Raw genomic sequence first — 17,442 nt, forward strand, 5'->3', positions numbered from 1 at the left:
GAGGCCGTCGGGGCCGATCACGACGCGGGTGTAGGCCTGGGCCCCCGCTCCGCGAGCCGCCCGGCGCTCTGTTCGACGCGGGAGACCAGCGCGACCGCCTGCGCGTGGGTGAGGTCCTCCCGCTCGGCCAGACTCCAGGCGATGTCCTCGTCGGCAACCATGATCAGCCGGTCAACTCTGTCCTGTGCGGCCTCGCTGCCAATCCAGCCCTGCTGCCCGATCTGGTCGTGCTGACGGCTGATGACGTCGACCCCGTAGCACAGCCGTTCGCCGCCTTGGCGCTGCTCTCCGAGGGCGTCGGCCGCCCGGCCTGGGCGTGCCTGCTGGCGACGGATCCGACCATCGAACGGCTGGCCGCCTGTCCCGGCCTCCCCGCCGAGGTGCAGGAGATCCTCGCCGCCGATCCGGAGATACGGATCGTCGCGGAGCTGGCGTCGCGGGCGACTGCGGACATGGCAGCCCGGCTCGCGGCGCATCCCCATGCCGAGGTCCGCTGCGCGGTGGCCGGAAGCGAGGCGGCACCGCCGGCGGTGCTGGCCGCGCTGGTCACCGGCGAGGGGCTACCGCCGGCGCGGCGGTGTCTGGTCTGTGACCGGGAGAAGACGCCATTCACCCACGATCCGGAATGCCCCAAGTTCGACTGCGATCTGCCGCCCGGCGCCGCATGCGACGGCTCTCATGAGTCCACCGTTCACCAGACGCACGTGAATGCCCTGTGGAACCCGGCCACGCCCACCGCGGCCGTCATCGGCTTCGCCGACCACCCCGCGATGCTGATGCGCTGGCCACTGGCCGTCCGCCCCGACCTGCCCGCGCTGGTCTACGAACGACTCGCCGCCAGCCCGGAGCCCGGTGTCCGGGCCGCCCTGGCCGAGAACCCCGCGATCGGCGACGGCCTGATCCGTGCGCTGGCCGCCGCCCCTGAGCCCGACGTGCGGCGCGGCCTCGCCTTCAACCCGCAGGTGCCGCTGAAGGTGCTCACCCGCCTGGCGGGCACCACCAAAATCGGTTCCACCCTGCTGCCGCGGATCGCCACCGCCTCGCGTACCGAGATCGAGGAGCTGGCCGCCTCGCCGGACCCGGTCGTGCGGATGCTACTGGCCGAACGACGGGACCTGCCGCCCGAGATCCGTGATGCGCTGGCCGCTGATCTCGACGCCAAGGTGGTCAAGTCCATCGCGCCGCATCCGGGCCTGTCCGACGCGTGGCTGCGCGCCATGGTGGAGCGGCATGGGTACGAGTCGTGGCCAAGGTGGCGCAGAACCCGGAGGCTGCACCGGCGTTGCTGGAGGACCTGGCTCGACACGAGCCGCCGGTGCGCAAGGCACTGCGGGAGATCGCCCGGCACCCCAACGCGACGGCTCCGGCACTCATGGTCTGCTTGTCGGACTGGCAGGTGGTGGAGGCCGCGGCCGCCAACCCGGCCTTACCGCCCGGGGTGACATCGACGCTGGCGCCCTGAGCAAGGGACCTCCCGTCCGACCGTATGCCGCCGCTTCATCCGGAGGAGGTGGCGTTCGCCGCGGACTACGACTTCGCCTTCGTCCAGGCCAAGGCCGACACCGCCCTGCTGGGCCCGCCCGGGGTGGGCAAGACCCACACTGCCGTCACGCTGGCGGTCGCGACCCGGCGGGCCGGCTTCAGCGTCTGCTTCACCACACTGGACGACATGAAAGGGTTCGATCTTGCTGACCGGTGACAAGGCCGTCAGTGAGTGGGGCCAGGTCTTCGGCGAAGAGGTCCTGGCCGCCGTCGAAACCGAGGTCGCCGCCGTCAGCTGATCGTCCCCGCCCTGCTCAATGTGGCCTCACCGGGTTGCAGGCCTGAGCGATGGCGGTCGGATCCCAATAGAAGGGACGGCACTCGAGCATGCGACCGTTCCGCACAGTGATCAGCTGAACGATCAGTGTCTCGATCTCCTGGCCCGTGGCCCGAGCGCGGAACCGCACCCGATTGCGCACCACCACAGTGTCCCCGTCGCCCCAGTGCTCCTGTTCCAGGAACTCCATCGATTCCCAGACCTCACTGAAGGCAGCCAGAAACCGCTCCATACCATCCCGGCCCCGCCACGTCCCCGTCCCCGTGAAGGGCAGACCCGGAGCCTGATGCAACACCACCTCCGGATCCAGGTAGACGGCGACCCGGTCATAACTGGCCCTGCCGTACCCGCCCGCGGCCACATACGCCGCCTCGGCGGCATAGAACTTCTCCATCACCGCCCACGCGTCACCCGGCTGCCGATCCGCATCCACTGTCAGGCGTCGCTCTCCCGCGGAAGATCCCATGGTCATTACGCACTCCTGTCTCGAGACCACTCATGAGAACCCCACCTCCCCGGAGTTGGTTGCAGCCCGACCGGCACTCCACGACTCCTGAGGCTGTGCGCATTCACTCGTACTCAGCTCTGCACCGGACAAGGCGTTCGCTGACCCGCGACTCTAGGAGGCGATCGTCTGCTGCTCGGAGGGGGCGTGAGCCTGGAGGAAGGTGCCGACGGCGACCCGGGCCAGCTCCCGCAGTTCGTCGTCACTGAGGACCCGGGTGCCCATGCGGCTGCGCGCCTCCAAGGGGCCGACGAGCAGGGCGAGCAGCTGCTCGGCCGCGAGCTCGGGGTCGATGGCACGCAGGCGCCCGGCCAGGATCAGGCGGGCCAGCCGATCGGCCAGCGCCTGGGTGAGCCGGTGCGGACCGAACTCGGTGACGACGTCGAGGATGTCGGGGAAACGGTTGAGCTCCGAGTAGAGCAGCCGTCGCAGCGCGCAGGAGTGCTCGTCGCAGTGCCGGCGCAGCAGTTCATGGCCGACGCCTTCAAGGGTGGCGCGCAGGTCGTCGCCCGGTTCGACGAGCGGCTCCAGCGCTGCCAGGCGCCGCTGCAGGATGGCCTGCGCCGCGTGCTGGACGGCGTGCTTGAACAGGGTGGCCTTGTCGGTGAGGTGGTTGTAGACCGTCGGCTTGGCCACGCCCGCCTCGTCGGCGATGTCCTGGACGCAGGCCTGCGCGTAGCCCAGCCGGGCGAACACGGCGAACGCGCCCCGCAGGATCGCCTGCCGCTTGTCGATCCGTCCGCGCGATGTGGTCATGGGCCAACTATACCAACGGGTTCACTGAGCTGAACGAGCAAGTTGCATGCATACGCGTCGGATAACTATGTTGAACCCGTGAGTTCAATAGACGATCGTTTGGACCCCCGGCTCCTGGCGATGATCGCCGTGATCCTGCTCGGCGGACTGCTGGGCATTCTCAACAGCACGATGGCGGCCGTGGCCACCGGCACCCTGGCCACCGCCTTCGGCACCTCGCTCAGCACCGTCGGCTGGGCCTCGACAGGATTCCTGCTCGCCGTCACCGCCACCATCCCGTTCACCACATGGGCGGTCGACAGGTTCGGCGGCAAACAGCTCTGGCTGGCGGGCCTGCTGGTGTTCGCGGCGGGCTCGCTGACGGCGGGGCTGGCCTGGAACGTCGGCAGCCTGATCGCCTTCCGGGCCCTCCAGGGCGTCGGCGCCGGGATCCTGGACCCACTGGTGCTGATCCTGCTGGCCCGCGCCGCGGGACCGCGACACGCCGGACGGGTGATGGGGTTGATGGGAGTCGTGCTGTCGCTGGGGCCCGTCCTCGGGCCGGTCGCGGGCGGCGCCGTACTGAATGCCCTGAGCTGGCGCTGGATGTTCCTGCTCAGCGTGCCCGTCGGCATGCTCGCCTACCTGCTCGCGCGGCGTGTGGTGCCCGACGAGAGGCCGGCGGACCACGTACGGACCCGGCTGGACGTCCTGGGCCTGGCCCTGCTCGCGCCCGGTTTCGCGGCTCTGGTGCTGGCCCTGTCGCAGTCGGCCGAACAGGGCGGGCAGGTCGCCCTCCCGCTGCTCGCGGGCGCGGCGCTGATCTCCGGCTACGCCGCGCACGCGCTGCGGAAGCGCGGCGCGCCGCCCCTGATCGAGCCCAGGTTGTTCGCCAACCGCGGCTTCGTCGCCAGCGTCGCCATCATGGGGCTCGGCGGCCTGGCCAACTTCGCCACGCTGTTCACGCTGCCGCTGTACTACCAGCAGGCACACGGGCACGGCGTACTGGCCGCCGGGCTGCTGATGGCTCCCGTGGGACTGGGCGGGGCGATCGCCATGCCGCTGGCCGGACGGCTGTCGGACCGGTTCGGCGCGCGCGGCCTGGCCACGGCGGGCACGATCCTGGCCGGGCTCAGCGCACTGGCCTTCACCCGCATCGGCGCCGACACCGCCGAGATCTGGCCCGTGCTCGCCGCGCTGGCGATCGGGCTCGGCATGGGCTGCTTCAGCGCTCCGACCATGGGGTCGCTCTACCGCAGCCTGCCCGGCCCGCTGGTGGCTCAGGGCAGCTCTGTCCTTTACATGCTCAACCAGCTCGGCGCCGCGCTGGGCGTCGTCCTGGTCACGCTCGTCCTGCAGATCGCCGGTAACCCGATCACCGGCTTCCACGGCATCTTCTGGCTCACCCTCACCATGTTCGTGATCATTCTCGCCGTCATCCCGCTCCTGCCCTCGCGTGAACCCGCTCTGACCGGAAAGGCATCCCTGTGAAGACCCTCGTGATCACCGGTGGCACCGACGGGATGGGCAGGGAGCTCGCCCGCACCTACCTGCGCCGCGGCGACACTGTCGTCATCGTCGGACGCGACAAGGGCAAAGCCCTGCCCGGCGCCTATTTCATCGCGGCCGACCTGAGCCTGGTCAGCGAGAACCGGCGCGTCGTCGACGAGATCAACGCCGCCTACCCGGCCGTCGACGCACTCGTGCTGTGCGCCCGCTACTTCCGTTCCGCCCGGTTCGTCACCACCGAGGGCTTCGAGGCCACCTTCGCCCTGGAGTACCTGAGCCGCCACCTGCTCAGCCACGGCCTGACCGATCCCGGGGTCGTCGTCAACGTGTCGGGACCCGGCGTCCCGATCGGCCGCATCCACTGGGACGACCCGATGCTCGAACGCGGCTACGACGGCGTGGCGGCCCAGATGCAGGCCGGGCGCGCCAACGACCTGCTCGGCGCCGCCTTCACCGCCGAACGGGCGGCCAGCCGTACCCGATATGTCCTGATCAATCCGGGGCCGGTGTCCACCGCGTTCCGCGGCGAGTACGACGCCTCCTCCGCCGCCCACGTCAGGTCGCTCAAGAGGTACGGCGTACCGGTCGCCGAAGGGGTCAAGCCCATCATCGCCGTCCTCGACGACCCGCCCGCCGCTCCGCTCAGCGCCTTCATGCAGACCGAGCCGATCAGTCTGGACCACCCCTCCTTCTCCCCGGAGGCCGCCGCCCGTCTCAGCGATCTCACCCGTCATCTGCTGAGCTCCCTGGAGGGCTGAACACGTGACCACCGCCCCGAGCAGCGCATACGAGTCGGTGACGCCCATCCACCTCTCACGCGCCTTCGCGGGGATGGCACAGGTGACGATCGAAGCCGGCGCCGAGGCCGTGAGCGGTAGGTTCCGGCGGTGAACGGCCGGAGTCCCCGGCGCTGTCCGGCCAGACGTCTGCAGATGTATCTCGCCGTACATCCGGTAGGCGGTGGTCGTGTGTGCCGCCGGGGGCAGCGCGCCGTCGTGTTCGAGGTCGCCCCGCCTGGCTCTCCGGTCGATGTCACAGCTGGAGCGTGGGTACCGGAATCTCACTTGTGTGGCCATAGACCGGCCAGGCGGGCGATGCGAAGACCGGCGTGCAGTTCCAGGCGGACCGCGCCGTCCGTGATGTCGCAGTCGATGACCTCGCGGATGCGGTCAAGCCGGTAGTAGAGCGTGCTGCGGTGGATGCGCAGACGTCGTGCCGTGCCCTGGATCTCGCCGCCGCTGTCGAGGTAGCCCTCCAGGGTCGTCGCGAGTTCGACGCCGTGGGGCGCGTTCAGCAGGCGTCGTACTCCGGCGGGGAGCTGGCTCGGCGTCAGCCGGTCGAGCGGCAGTTGCAGGAACAGGCGGTCGATGCCGAGGTCCTCCCAGAAGACCCGCTTGCCGTAACGGTCCCGATCCAGCCGGGAGGCGCGGGAGGCGAGCTGGGCCTCGTGGTAGGAGTCCACCGCCTCCGTCAACGACGGTTTCACGCTGCCCACGCCCGCCACGACCTCTTCCAGGTCGGGGCCGGCGAGTGCGCGTTCAAGCCTGTCGTGGTTGACCGGACGCGGAAAGAGCACGATTCCCTCGGCCCCGAGAACGGCACCGACGATCTTCACGGTCGTCGATCTCGTGGTGAATTCAAGAGTTGCCTCGACGGCAAGTCGCGTCACCGACTTCGGCGACGATTCCGGGGCCTGGAGAACGAGAACCGAGTAATTCTCGACATCATCGATGAGGCCGTCCCGCACGAGGGTTTCGGCCGCCTTCGAGCGGGCCTCCGGTGCCCCTCCGAGCAATGCGGCGAGCAGGTGCCTCGAATTCTCCTTGCCGTGCCTGCGTTCAGAGATCCGCAACGAGAGCAGCGCGCCCATTTCCGGCGCGGCGGATTCCAGGACTTCGAGGTCGTCGAGACTCGGCGTTTCCCGATCCTCGACGTAGTAGACGTAGCCGAGCAGCTGCTGCTCGTGACGCAACGGCAGGACGACCAACTCGCCGTCGTCCTGCGGCACCCGCACGCCGTGCTTGGCGTGGTGCAGCCGATGCTCCTTGACCAGCGACTTCGTCACCGGCGCCGTCGAGCCCGCGAGCAACCGCGCGAGCCGGGCGAGCCGGGCGTCGGTGTCGTGGACGCTGAACGCCGCGATCTTCAGGTCGTGGTCGAGCACCACCAGCGCCACGCCGAGGCGATCAGCCAGATCTTGGACGGCGTCATCAAGGCTCACCGGGGTTGCTCCTCTCCTGCGACACAACGTCGGATCGGCACCAACAAATAGCGACAGATCGTACGAAGCGCTTCAACAGGGTGTCTGTCTACGGTGGTGCGACAGCGCACAAGTTAGCAATGCGAGGGGTGAAAAGGCCAAGTCCCGCCGTCGCCCGGCGGGCCTGATCCCGGCCGTTCACCCGATCACTGCGCATCCTGAGCAATGCCCGTGCATGACGGGAAGGAGCCCATTCTAGTGACCGAGCGCACCGTCGAAACCCATGGCTATTCCACTTTCTTCCTGGAAAGCGGCGACGAGGCCCACGAGACCGTAATTCTGCTGCACGGCGGCGGCCCCGGCGCCAACGCGGTGTCGAACTGGAGCGGCTTCATTCCCGCCCTGAGCGACGACTATCACGTGCTGGCTCCCGACCTCGTCGGCTACGGCCGCACCGACCATCCCGAGGACATGCCGGGCAGCCTGACAGGTTGGATGCGCCTGCGGGTCGAGCAGGTGCTCGCTCTGATGGACGTCCGCGGGATCGAGCGGGCGCACCTGGTCGGCAACTCGATGGGCGGCGCGCTCGCCATGCACCTGGTGATGACGGCGCCGGAGCGCTTCGCCCGCATTTCCCTGATGGGCAGCGCGGGCGGGCACTCGCAGCCGACGCCCGAGGTCATGCGGATGGTGTCCTTCTACAAGGATCCGACGATCAGCGCGCTGGAGAACCTCACCAAGTGGTTCGTCTATGACGAGGACGCGCTGGGCACGTCGATCTCGGAGATCACCGAGACGCGCTACAAGGAGGTCATGCGGCCCGAGGTGCAGCGTTCGTTCGAGCGCTTCTTCTCCTCCTCCCCCGCCGAGATGGCCGTACCGCCGTCGGCGCTGCGCCGGATGCCCCACCCGTTCCTCATCGTGCACGGCCGTGAGGACCGTTTCGTCACCCCCGACTCCAGCGTCTTCCTGCAGCAGCACCTGCCCAACGCGCAACTGCACATCTTCCCGCACTGCGGCCACTGGGTGCAGATCGAGCGCGCCGCCCAGTACGCGGCGCTGCTGCGCGGCTTCCTCACCGACGCGTTCTGACCTCGTACGACCAGGAGACAACAGGCATGGACATCAAGCAGCTCGGCTACCTCGGCCTGTCCGCGCGCGAGCCGGACGCCTTCACCACGTACGCCACGGACATCCTCGGCATGCAGCGGGTCGCGGGAGAGGACGGCGCCACCCACTTCCGCATCGACGACGTGCACCACCGCGTCACCGTCGAGGCGGGAGAGCAGGACGGCGGCGCGTACTACGGCTGGGAGATCGCCGACGCCGACTCGCTGAGCGCCGCGCTCGACGAGCTGAGCGACCACGGCGTCGTGGCCCACCAGGCGACGCAGCGCGAGCTGGAGATCCGCCGCGTGGCCGGCATGGCGCACTTCCTCGACCCCGCGGGCAACCGGGTCGAGCTGTTCCACGGGGCCTCGCGGGGCGAGGGGCAGTTCACCTCGGCGCGGGACATCGAGCGGTTCGTCACGGGTGACCTCGGCCTCGGGCATGTCGTGCTCGCCAGCCCGGACGTGGCGGCCCAGCAGCGTTTCTACACCGACGTCCTCGGCTTCAAGATCAGCGACACGATGCGCGTGCCGTTCCAGGCCACGTTCCTGCACACGAACCCGCGCCACCACAGCATCGCCTTCGTGGACGGCCCGTTCTTCGGCATCCACCAGCCGTTCCTGCACCACTTCATGCTGGAGGTCCCCGACATGGACCAGGTCGGCCGGACCTACGACCTCGTGCTCGACCGCGACGTCCCGGTCACCATGACGCTCGGCCGGCACAGCAACGACCAGATGTTCTCCTTCTACGCGGAGTCCCCCGTCGGGGTGCACACCGAGTTCGGCAGCGGCGGCGTCCTCATCGACGACGCGACCTGGCAGGTCACCGAGATCCCCGGCCCCGATCTCTGGGGCCACCGGCACTGACGTCACCCTTCTAGGAGCCATTGACATGGAAACCCTCACCCCCGTCGTGGAGACGGACGTGCTGATCGTCGATGCCGGCCCGGCGGGCGCGACCGCCGCGGCGCTGCTGTCGACGTACGGCATCGCCAACGTGGTGCTCAACAAGTACGCCGGGGTCTCGAACACGCCTCGCGCGCACATCACCAACCAGCGCGGCGTCGAGGTGCTGCGCGACCTCGGGCTGGAAGGCGAGGTGACCAGGAACGCGACCCCGCAGCACCTGATGGGCGAGCACGTGTACGCCACCAGCCTCGCCGGGCAGGAGCTCGGCCGCCTGCGCACCTGGTACACCCATCCGCACTTCAAGGCCGAGCACGACCTCGCCAGCCCGACCTCCGTGTGCGACCTGCCGCAGCACGTGCTGGAGCCCATCCTGGTCAACGCCGCCGCCTCGCGCGGGTCGTCCGTCCGCTTCAACACCGAGCTGCTGACGTTCACGCAGGACGACGACGGCGTGACCGCCCTGGTCAAGGACAGGCTGACCGGCCAGGAGTACGGCATCCGCAGCAAGTACCTGATCGGCGCGGACGGCGGCAACTCGACCGTCGCCGCGCAGGCGGGCCTGCCGCTGGTCGGCAAGATGGGGCTGGGCGGCTCGATCAACGTAGTGTTCGAGGCGGACCTCACCCGCTTCGTCGAACACCGCCCAGGCGACATGTACTGGTTCGTTCAGCCGGGCGTCGGTCACGACGGCAACGGAATCGGCGTGCTGCGCATGGTGCGCCCGTGGACCAAGTGGGTCGGTGTGTGGGGGTACGACGTCAACGCCGGGCGTCCCTCGCTCACCGAGGAGGACGGCGTGCGCATCGCGCACCAGCTGATCGGGGACGACCAGGTGCCGGTGAAGGTCGAGTCGATCTCCACCTGGGCGGTCAACGACGTCTACGCCACCGACAACATGGCCGGCCGGGTCATCTGCGTCGGCGACGCCGTGCACCGGCACTCGCCCATGAACGGCCTCGGCTCGAACACCTCCATCCAGGACAGCTACAACCTGTGCTGGAAGCTCGCGATGGTGTTGCGTGGCGAGGCCGCGCCGGCGCTGCTCGACAGTTACCGGGACGAGCGGCTGCCGGTCGCCAAGCAGATCGTCCAGCGCGCCAAGCGCAGCGACGGGCTGATGCCGCCGATCTTCATGGCGCTGCGCCTGCCGCCCGCCTCGGGCGCGCCGGAACTGCGGGACGCCCTCGACGCCCTGCTGCGGCCGACGGCCGAGGGCGCCCAGCGGCGGCGGGATTTCGACGCCGCGCTGCGGGCCACGATCATGTGCTTCAACACGCACGGCGTCGAGACCAACCAGCACTACACCTCCGGCGCGATCGTCCCCGACGGCACACCCGAGCAGCCCGCGCCGCGTGACGAGGAGATCTACCACTTCGCCTCCACCCGTCCGGGACGCCACCTGCCGCACGTGTGGCTGACCAAGGACCAGCAGCGTGTCTCCACCTTCGACCTGTGCGGCCGGGGCCGGTTCACCCTGCTCACCGGCGTCGACGGCGCGGCCTGGCGGGAGGCGGCCGAATGCGTCGCCGAGCGCCTCGGCGTGCCCGTCCGCGTCCACTCGATCGGCCGTGGTTGCGACTTCGAGGACAGCTACGGCGACTACCGCGCCCTTTCCGAGGTCGCGGAGGACGGGGCCCTCCTGGTCCGCCCCGACCACATGGTCGCCTGGCGGTCCGCCACCGCGGCGGACGATCCGGAGGCGGCGCTGAGCGCCGCGCTCGGCCGGATCCTCGGCCTGACGACCAAGGAGTAGGGGGCCATGCGCATCGCGGTGGTCGGCGGCGGGCCCGGCGGGCTGTTCTTCGCCGCGCTGATCCGGCAGGCGGACCCGTCGTCCGCGGTAACCGTCTTCGAGCGCAACCGCGCCGACGACACCTTCGGCTTCGGGGTCGTCTTCTCCGACCGGACCCTGGAGGCGATCCACGAGGCGGACCCCGTGCTGCGCGCGGCCCTGACCGAGCACGGCAGGCACTGGGACGACATCGAAGTGCGGCTGAAGGGCGAGCGGATCAGGTGCGGCGGCAACGGCATGGCCGCGGTCGTCCGGCGCACGCTGCTCCTGCTGCTGCAGGAACGGGCCCGCTCGGTCGGGGCGGACCTGCGCTTCTCCACCGAGGTGACGCTCGACGACCTGGCGGGCTACGACCTCGTGGTGGCCGCCGACGGGGCCTCCTCGCGGATCCGCGAGGAGCTCGGCCCCGGCCTCGGCTCGCAGGTGGAGACCGCCACGGCCAAGTTCATCTGGTTCGGCACCGACCACCTCTTCGACGGGCTCACCTTCGTCCACGAACGCGGCCCCGACGGCGTCTTCGCGGTGCACGGATATCCGATCTCCGACACCATGTCGACGTTCATCGTGGAGACCGACAAGGCGTCCTGGCGGCGTGCCGGTCTCGACGCGTTCGACGAGAGCCTGCCGCCCGGGGCGAGCGACCTGCGCTCCAAGGCGTACCTGGAGAGGTTGTTCGCCGAGCAGATCGAGGGCGGACGGCTGCTCACCAACAACTCCCGCTGGGCCGGCTTCCGTACGCGCCGCACCCGCCACTGGCACACCCTGACCCCGCGGCCCGTCGTGCTGCTCGGCGACGCCGCGCACACCGCGCACTTCTCCGTGGGCTCGGGCACCAAGATGGCCATGGAGGACGCCGTCGCGCTCTCGCGGGCGCTGGCCGGGCACCCCGGCGACCTCGGGATGGCCCTCGCGAGCTACGAGCGGGCGGCCCAGCCGCCGGTCCGGCACATCCAGGACTCGGCGCGGCCCAGCCTCGCCTGGTGGGAGAGCTTCGGCAGCTACTACGACGCCCTTGAACCGTGGCAGTTCGCCTACCACTTCATGTCCCGCAGCATCTCCGACGCGCGGCTGGCCAGACGCGCGTCGAAGTTCACCGACTGGGCCCACCGCCGGTGGCGGGACCTGCACGGCGCCGCTCCCCTGGAGACGCGCTTCGAATCCGCGGGCTGGTCGGCGCCCGGCCGGCTGCTCGACGTCGTGGCCGCCGCGGACGGCGCCCCGGCCGCCGTCCGGGGGACGACCGATCTGCCGCTTTCCGCGACTCCGCTGCCCGGCGCGTGGGGCGCTCTGCTGAAGGCGCCGGACACCGAGGCCGGCCTGCCCGGTCTGTGCGATTCCATCGCCGCCGGCCCGGCGCTGGTCGCCGTGCACGGCGGCACGGCCCTGACCCGTACCCGGTTGTGCGAGGAGGCACGGATGCGCGCGGGACTTCCCGTACTGCTGATCGAAGGCGAACCTGACCGGGACCGGGCGCTGACCACGGTGCTGTCCGGCCGCGCGGACCTGGTCGGAGTCCTCGCGTGACCGACCTCGGAACCGGTGGGAGTGCTCGCGTGACCGACCTCGGCCCGCTGTTCGCCCCGCGCGGCGTCGCGGTCGTCGGCGCCTCCCGCGACCCGGGCAAACTCGGCGCCGCCATGGCCCGTTCGCTGTCCGGCTTCGGCGGGTTCCTGGCATTGGTGAACACGCGCGACACCACCATGTACCCGGCCGTCGGCGCCGCGGCCGACGCGGGTCCCGTCGACCTCGCGCTGCTCTGCGTCCCAGCCGCGGCCTGCGCCGACGTGCTCACCGAGGCGGCCGCCGCGGGCGTACGGGCCGCCGTCGTGTGCGGCGGCGGGTTCGCCGAGGCGGGCGGCGCCGGGATCGAGCACCAGCGGCGGCTCGGCGCCGTCGCCCGGGACTCGGGCCTTCGGCTCCTCGGTCCGAACACCAGCGGCTTCCTCGCCCCCCACGCGCGGCTGACCGCCAGCTTCGTCCCGGGCGCCCACCGGGTGGCGCCCGGCGCCGTCGCCGTCGTGGCCGCCAGCGGCGGCGTCAACCACGCCCTGGCGTTCGCGCTGACCGAGGCGGGGCACGGCGTCAGCCTCGCCGTCGGCCTCGGGAACGCGGCCGACGTCACGGCCCCCGACGTCCTCGACCACCTCGCCGGCGATCCCCGCACCACCGCCGTCGCCCTGCACGTGGAGTCGGTGGCGGACGGGCCCCGGCTGGTCGCGAGCGTGCGCCGCCTCACCGCGACCCGGCCGGTCGTCGCCCTGGTCGTCGGCCGCCACGATGTCGGAGCCTTCGCCGCGTCGCACACGGGGGCGCTCGCGACCTCCTGGCGCACCACGCGCGCCGCGCTGGCCCAGGCGGGGGCGGTCCTCGTCGACGACGAACGCGAACTCGTCGACGCCGTCGGCGCGCTCGCGGTGACGCGGGCCCGTCCCTGTGCCGACCCGGGGGTCGGTGTCGTCACCGCCCAGGCGGGTCCGGGGCTGCTGCTCCTCGACGACCTGCGAGGACGCGGGATCCGGGTGCCCGAGCTCACTCCCGGCACCCGCCGGAGCCTGGCCGGGCTGCTGCCGCCGCTGACCTTCCAGCGCAACCCGGTCGACACCGGCCGCCCCGGGCCCGAGCTGGGAGCGGTGCTCGCCGCCACCGGCGCCGACCCCGGCGTCGACGTCATCGCCGGGTACGTCCTGCACGAACCGGACGCGGTCGACGTCGTCGCCGCCGTCACAGAAGGCGGGACCGCGGGCGTCCCCGTCGTCCTCGGGCTGGCGGGAACGGGCGACGACGTCACCCGCGACCGCAGGGCACTGCGCGAGTCGGGCGTCCCCGTGGCCCACGACGCCCGCGGCGTCGCCGCCGCCACCGCCGCGCTGCTGGCCGACGCCCGCGCGCGTACGCCCCGCCCGGCCGTCCCGGCCCCGTGGAAGGCGCCGACCGGCCTGGCCGCCCGGTACGACGAACACGAGGGCAAGGAGCTGCTCGAACGGCTGGGCGTGGCGACCATGCCACGCCACGCCTGCGCGGACCGGGCGGCGGCCCACGCCGCGTTCGACTCCGTCGGGGCGCCGGTGGCCGTGAAGCTGCTGGACGCCGAGGTCCTGCACAAGACGGAGATCGGCGGCGTGCACCTGGGCGTGTCCACCCACACCGACCTGGACGCCGCACTCGACGCGCTGGACGCGGCCGGCGCACGCCGCTACCTGGTCGAGGCCATGGCGCCGGCCGGGATCGACCTGGTGGTCGGCGCGCGGCGCGACGTCGTCTTCGGACCCCTGGTGCTCGTGGGGCTGGGCGGCACGGTGGCCGAAGCCCTGGCCGACGTCGCCGTCAGGCTCGCCCCGCTGTCCCCCGGCGAGGCGGCCGGCATGCCGTCCGAGCTGGCCGGGCGGGCCCTGCTCGCCGGATGGCGCGGCGGCCCCGTCCTCGACCCCGACCTCCTCGGCACGATCGTCTCCAGGCTCGGCGACCTGCTCGCCGCCAATCCACTCCTGGACGAGATCGAGGTCAATCCGCTACGGCTCACGCCACAAAGTCTGATCGCGCTTGACGCCGTCATCCTCACCAGGAAGGCCGACGATGCCCACACCGATCACTGAGCACACCGTGCCCTGGCCGGCCGCCGACGTCGCCCGTTTCACCGAGCAGGGCTACTGGGCCGGGGCCGCGATCGGCACCCTGCTGCGAGAGGTCGCCGACCGCGATCCGGGCGCCACGGCGCTGGCCGACTGGACAGGGCTCCGCCTCACGTACGGCGAGCTGGCCGACCGCGCCGACGCCGCCGCCGGGCGCCTGCGTGACCTCGGCATCGCCCCGGGCGAGCGCATCATCATGCAGCTGGGCAACTCGTGGGAGTTCGTCGTCCTCCTCCTGGCGTGCCTGCGCGCCGGCATCGTGCCCGTGATGGCGCTGCCCGCCCATCGCCGGGCCGAGCTCACCTATCTGGCCGTGCACGCCGAGGCCGTGGCGATCGCCGTCCCCGACCGGAGCAGGGACTTCGACCACCAGCAGCTGGCCCGCGACCTGGCGGCCGACGTACGCGCCGCCACCGGGGCCGGATGGCGGGTGCTGGTCGCCGGGGACGACGTCGAACCCGGAAGCGTCGACCTGCGCGCCCTGTGCGGGCCGCCCGACGGCCGGGCCGGCTTCGACGCGCCCCCTCCCTCCTCCCGGGACGTGGCCGTCTTCCTGCTGTCCGGGGGTACGACGGGCATGCCCAAGCTCATCGCCCGCACCCACGACGACTACGCCTACAACGCCCGGGCCAGCGCGGAGGTCGCCGGGATCACGTCGGAGTCGGTCTACCTGGTCAGCCTGCCCGCCGGGCACAACTTCCCGCTGGCCTGCCCGGGGATCCTGGGCGTGCTGCTCGCCGGTGGGCGGGTGGTCATGCTGCCCTCGCCCGAGCCGATACGGGCCTTCGCCACGATCGCGGCGGAAGGCGTCACGCACACCGCGGTGGTGCCCGCGGTCGCCGGTCGCTGGCTGGAGCGGGCCGCCGAGCACGGCGCCGGGCAACTCGCCGGCCTGCGGGTCGTCCAGGTGGGCGGCGCCCGCCTCGCGGACGAGCTGGCGTACAAGGTGAAGCCGGTGCTCGGGGCGAGGCTGCAGCAGGTGTTCGGTATGGCGGAGGGCCTGCTGAACTTCACCCGCCTGGACGACCCCTCGGAGACGGTGTGCACCACGCAGGGCCGTCCCCTGTGCCCGGCCGACGAGATCAGGATCGTGGACGAGCAGGACCGGGACGTACCGGACGGCCAGGCCGGACTCCTGCTCACCCGCGGGCCGTACACCCCTCGCGGGTACTACCGGGCGGCGGAGCACAACGCCCGCTCCTTCACGGGCGACGGCTGGTTCCGTACGGGCGACATCTGCCTGCGTACCCCCGAGGGCAACCTCGTGGTGGCCGGCCGCGACAAGGACATGATCAACCGGGGCGGAGAGAAGATCTCCGCCGAGGAGATCGAGAACCTCGTGTACCAGCTTCCCTCCGTCAGCCAGGTCGCCGCCGTGGCCATGCCGGACGCCCTGCTCGGGGAACGTGTGTGCGTGTACGTCGTGCCCCGGGACGGGGCGACGGTCACGCTGGAGGAGATCCGCGCGCAGATGGAGAGCGCGGAGGTCGCCCGTTTCAAGTTTCCCGAACGGCTCGTCGTCGTCGGGGAACTCGCCTGGACCAAGGTCGGCAAGATCGACAAGAAGGCCCTCCGGACCGACATCGCCGACCGCCTCAAGGCGGAGCTTTCCGGGGGCGCCCCTGAGCGGAACTGAAGTCGGAGCGGCGCGGCACGGGCCTCCGCGAAGCGGCACAGGGCGAGGACGAATCCAGGCGAGCGGATTCGATCGGAACGGTCACCTGGGTCCAGCCGTCGGAGTCGGCAGCCGTCACGGTGTCGTGCACGGCCTGGACCACGGCCCGGTCCATGAGGGTGGGCAGGTTCTTCAGAGCGTCCGGGGAGAGCCGGACGGTCGCCGTGTCCTGGTGGCGGCGCGAGTCGAAGGACTCCAGGTAGGTCTGCCAGTAGTCGGCCAGGGCGAATCGATGGGGCCGTTCGAACCGTTCCGCAAGGACGTGCAGGTCGAGGATGCGTGAGATGCGGTACGTACGGATCCGTTCATCCGACCGGGCCACCAGGTACCAGTGTCCCGCCTTGAGAACCAGCCCCAACGGCTCCACGACCCGAGTGACCTCATGCGGCTCGGCCCAGCGGAAGTACCGCATCCGCACGACGCGCTCGACCCACACGGCGTCCGCGACCGCCGTCAGGTGAGGCGTCCGGTCCACCTCGCCGTACCAGGACGGGGTGTCCAGATGGAAACGTTCCGCGATCCGTCCCGCACGCTCGCGAAGTTCGGCAGGCAGGGCGGACATCAACTTGAGCTGCGTGGCGGTCACGATGGCACCCAGTCCCAGGTCGGCGGCGGCGCCGGGCAGCCCGGTCAGGAACAGCGACTCGGCCTCTCCCTCGGTCAGCCCGTTCAACCGGGTGCGGAACCCGCCGAGCAGCCGATACCCGCCGTCATGACCCGGCTCGCCGTAGAGCGGCACGCCTGCCGCGCTGAGCGCGTCCATGTCCCGATAGACGGTACGGATCGACACCTCGAAGACGTCCGCGAGCTCCTGCGCCGTCACCCGTCCCCGGGTCTGCAGCATCAACAGGATCGACACCAGCCGGCTCGCTCGCATGTCGTGAAGTCTGCCAAAGTCTGCTGTCATCGGATGTCAGGGAACCCGTCTTAGCGTCCGCGGCATGGATTTCGACATCGAAGATCTCGTCGGCCGTTACGTGGCCGTATGGAACGAGGCCGACCCCGTACTGCGCCGCGACGCCGTCGCCGACCTCTGGGCGCAGGACGGCATGGAGCTCGTGGAGTCCACCCTGTTCCGGGGACATGCGGAGCTCGAGACCAGGGTCACCCATGCGTACAAGGAGTTCGTCGAGGAACGGAAGTTCGCGGTCACGTCCGCGAACGACGTGTTCGGCCACCACGACGGCGTCACGTTCACCCTTCAGCTGACCACCGCGGACGGCGAGGTCGCCTGGGCCGCCCGGGTCGTCCTCATCGTCGGCGAGGACGAACTGATCCGGTACGACTACCACTTCACCGTCCAGCCCCTCACCGCCTGACCTCGATCGCACGAGGCCGGTCGGGTCACACAGTGATCCGACCGGCCTCTGATCTTTGAGAAGACCGGCGTGGCGACAACACTGATCGGACGGGGCACGCCGCCATGTTGAGAATCGTGGACGCCCTCCCCCACGCCGGAGGGGCCGACGCAGCCTGGGGCGGGGGCAGGTCCGTGATGAGCGTCACGATCAGGGTCCGCCCTTCGTCAGACCGTCACGGAGGGTGACGGATAGGTTG

15 protein-coding genes are annotated in these 17,442 nt (G+C 70.9%); 11 read left to right on the forward strand and 4 right to left on the reverse strand.

The features are described from left to right. The first annotated feature begins 104 nt into the window (after nucleotides 1–104). Nucleotides 105–1,442: a DUF2336 domain-containing protein gene (locus DMB42_RS00745; protein ID WP_221761945.1), complete on the forward strand. Its 1,338-nt coding sequence runs from the start codon at nucleotides 105–107 to the stop codon at nucleotides 1,440–1,442. A 44-nt stretch (nucleotides 1,443–1,486) separates the two neighbouring features. Further along, nucleotides 1,487–1,699, forward strand: a complete 213-nt coding sequence (locus tag DMB42_RS00750; protein ID WP_221761946.1) for an ATP-binding protein — start codon at nucleotides 1,487–1,489, stop codon at nucleotides 1,697–1,699. A 97-nt stretch (nucleotides 1,700–1,796) separates the two neighbouring features. Here DMB42_RS00750 and DMB42_RS00755 read toward each other — a convergent pair whose 3' ends face one another. Further along, nucleotides 1,797–2,291, reverse strand: coding sequence for a nuclear transport factor 2 family protein (locus DMB42_RS00755; RefSeq protein ID WP_221761947.1), 495 nt, complete (start codon nucleotides 2,289–2,291; stop codon nucleotides 1,797–1,799). 147 nt (nucleotides 2,292–2,438) lie between these two features. After that, nucleotides 2,439–3,080 carry a TetR/AcrR family transcriptional regulator gene (locus tag DMB42_RS00760; RefSeq protein WP_125629597.1) on the reverse strand — a complete coding sequence of 214 codons (642 nt, stop codon included), beginning with the start codon at nucleotides 3,078–3,080 and terminating at the stop codon, nucleotides 2,439–2,441. A gap of 78 nt (nucleotides 3,081–3,158) precedes the next feature. Here DMB42_RS00760 and DMB42_RS00765 point away from each other — a divergent pair, with 78 nt between their 5' ends. Then, nucleotides 3,159–4,550, forward strand: a complete 1,392-nt coding sequence (locus DMB42_RS00765) for a DHA2 family efflux MFS transporter permease subunit (protein WP_125629599.1) — start codon at nucleotides 3,159–3,161, stop codon at nucleotides 4,548–4,550. After that, nucleotides 4,547–5,326 (forward strand): SDR family NAD(P)-dependent oxidoreductase, encoded by a 780-nt coding sequence (locus DMB42_RS00770; protein WP_125629601.1) that lies wholly within the window; start codon nucleotides 4,547–4,549, stop codon nucleotides 5,324–5,326. Before DMB42_RS00765 ends, DMB42_RS00770 begins: the two co-directional genes overlap by 4 nt. Nucleotides 5,327–5,628: 302 nt before the next feature. Here the strand turns inward: DMB42_RS00770 and DMB42_RS00775 are convergent, their stop codons facing one another. Beyond that, nucleotides 5,629–6,744, reverse strand: a complete 1,116-nt coding sequence (locus tag DMB42_RS00775) for a CdaR family transcriptional regulator (RefSeq protein WP_125629602.1) — start codon at nucleotides 6,742–6,744, stop codon at nucleotides 5,629–5,631. Between the two features lie 282 nt (nucleotides 6,745–7,026). Between DMB42_RS00775 and DMB42_RS00780 the strand changes: the two genes are divergently transcribed. From DMB42_RS00780 to DMB42_RS00805, 6 genes are read left to right on the forward strand one after another with little or no spacing between them, the layout of a single operon-like run. Beyond that, entirely contained in the window at nucleotides 7,027–7,860 is an 834-nt protein-coding gene (locus DMB42_RS00780; protein ID WP_221761948.1) for an alpha/beta fold hydrolase, read from the forward strand. 26 nt (nucleotides 7,861–7,886) lie between these two features. Then, nucleotides 7,887–8,747, forward strand: a complete 861-nt coding sequence (locus DMB42_RS00785; protein ID WP_125629606.1) for a VOC family protein — start codon at nucleotides 7,887–7,889, stop codon at nucleotides 8,745–8,747. 25 nt (nucleotides 8,748–8,772) lie between these two features. Next, nucleotides 8,773–10,542, forward strand: coding sequence for an FAD-dependent monooxygenase (locus DMB42_RS00790; protein WP_125629608.1), 1,770 nt, complete (start codon nucleotides 8,773–8,775; stop codon nucleotides 10,540–10,542). Nucleotides 10,543–10,548: 6 nt separating this feature from the next. Then, entirely contained in the window at nucleotides 10,549–12,105 is a 1,557-nt protein-coding gene (locus tag DMB42_RS00795; RefSeq protein ID WP_125629610.1) for an FAD-dependent monooxygenase, read from the forward strand. A gap of 29 nt (nucleotides 12,106–12,134) precedes the next feature. After that, nucleotides 12,135–14,174: an acetate--CoA ligase family protein gene (locus tag DMB42_RS00800; RefSeq protein ID WP_125629612.1), complete on the forward strand. Its 2,040-nt coding sequence runs from the start codon at nucleotides 12,135–12,137 to the stop codon at nucleotides 14,172–14,174. Next, the gene (locus tag DMB42_RS00805) at nucleotides 14,155–15,846 is read left to right on the forward strand and encodes a (2,3-dihydroxybenzoyl)adenylate synthase (protein WP_125629614.1); all 1,692 of its coding nucleotides are present in this window, start codon (nucleotides 14,155–14,157) and stop codon (nucleotides 15,844–15,846) included. Before DMB42_RS00800 ends, DMB42_RS00805 begins: the two co-directional genes overlap by 20 nt. Here the strand turns inward: DMB42_RS00805 and DMB42_RS00810 are convergent. Next, entirely contained in the window at nucleotides 15,806–16,762 is a 957-nt protein-coding gene (locus DMB42_RS00810; protein ID WP_125629616.1) for a YafY family protein, read from the reverse strand. The genes DMB42_RS00805 and DMB42_RS00810 overlap by 41 nt on opposite strands. Nucleotides 16,763–16,826: 64 nt before the next feature. Between DMB42_RS00810 and DMB42_RS00815 the strand changes: the two genes are divergently transcribed. Then, entirely contained in the window at nucleotides 16,827–17,204 is a 378-nt protein-coding gene (locus DMB42_RS00815) for a hypothetical protein (protein ID WP_125629618.1), read from the forward strand. Nucleotides 17,205–17,442 lie beyond the last annotated feature (238 nt).

Source organism: Nonomuraea sp. WAC 01424 (genome assembly GCF_003947315.1).
In the GTDB taxonomy this organism is placed as follows: domain Bacteria; phylum Actinomycetota; class Actinomycetes; order Streptosporangiales; family Streptosporangiaceae; genus Nonomuraea; species Nonomuraea spiralis.

Coding starts and splice junctions, on each gene's coding strand:
- DMB42_RS00815 (WP_125629618.1), top strand. CDS start 16,827: ATGGATTTCGACATCGAAGATCTCGTCGGCCGTTACGTGGCCGTATGG.
- DMB42_RS00755 (WP_221761947.1), bottom strand. CDS start 2,291: ATGACCATGGGATCTTCCGCGGGAGAGCGACGCCTGACAGTGGATGCG.
- DMB42_RS00805 (WP_125629614.1), top strand. CDS start 14,155: ATGCCCACACCGATCACTGAGCACACCGTGCCCTGGCCGGCCGCCGAC.
- DMB42_RS00785 (WP_125629606.1), top strand. CDS start 7,887: ATGGACATCAAGCAGCTCGGCTACCTCGGCCTGTCCGCGCGCGAGCCG.
- DMB42_RS00795 (WP_125629610.1), top strand. CDS start 10,549: ATGCGCATCGCGGTGGTCGGCGGCGGGCCCGGCGGGCTGTTCTTCGCC.
- DMB42_RS00810 (WP_125629616.1), bottom strand. CDS start 16,762: ATGCGAGCGAGCCGGCTGGTGTCGATCCTGTTGATGCTGCAGACCCGG.
- DMB42_RS00750 (WP_221761946.1), top strand. CDS start 1,487: ATGCCGCCGCTTCATCCGGAGGAGGTGGCGTTCGCCGCGGACTACGAC.
- DMB42_RS00790 (WP_125629608.1), top strand. CDS start 8,773: ATGGAAACCCTCACCCCCGTCGTGGAGACGGACGTGCTGATCGTCGAT.
- DMB42_RS00760 (WP_125629597.1), bottom strand. CDS start 3,080: ATGACCACATCGCGCGGACGGATCGACAAGCGGCAGGCGATCCTGCGG.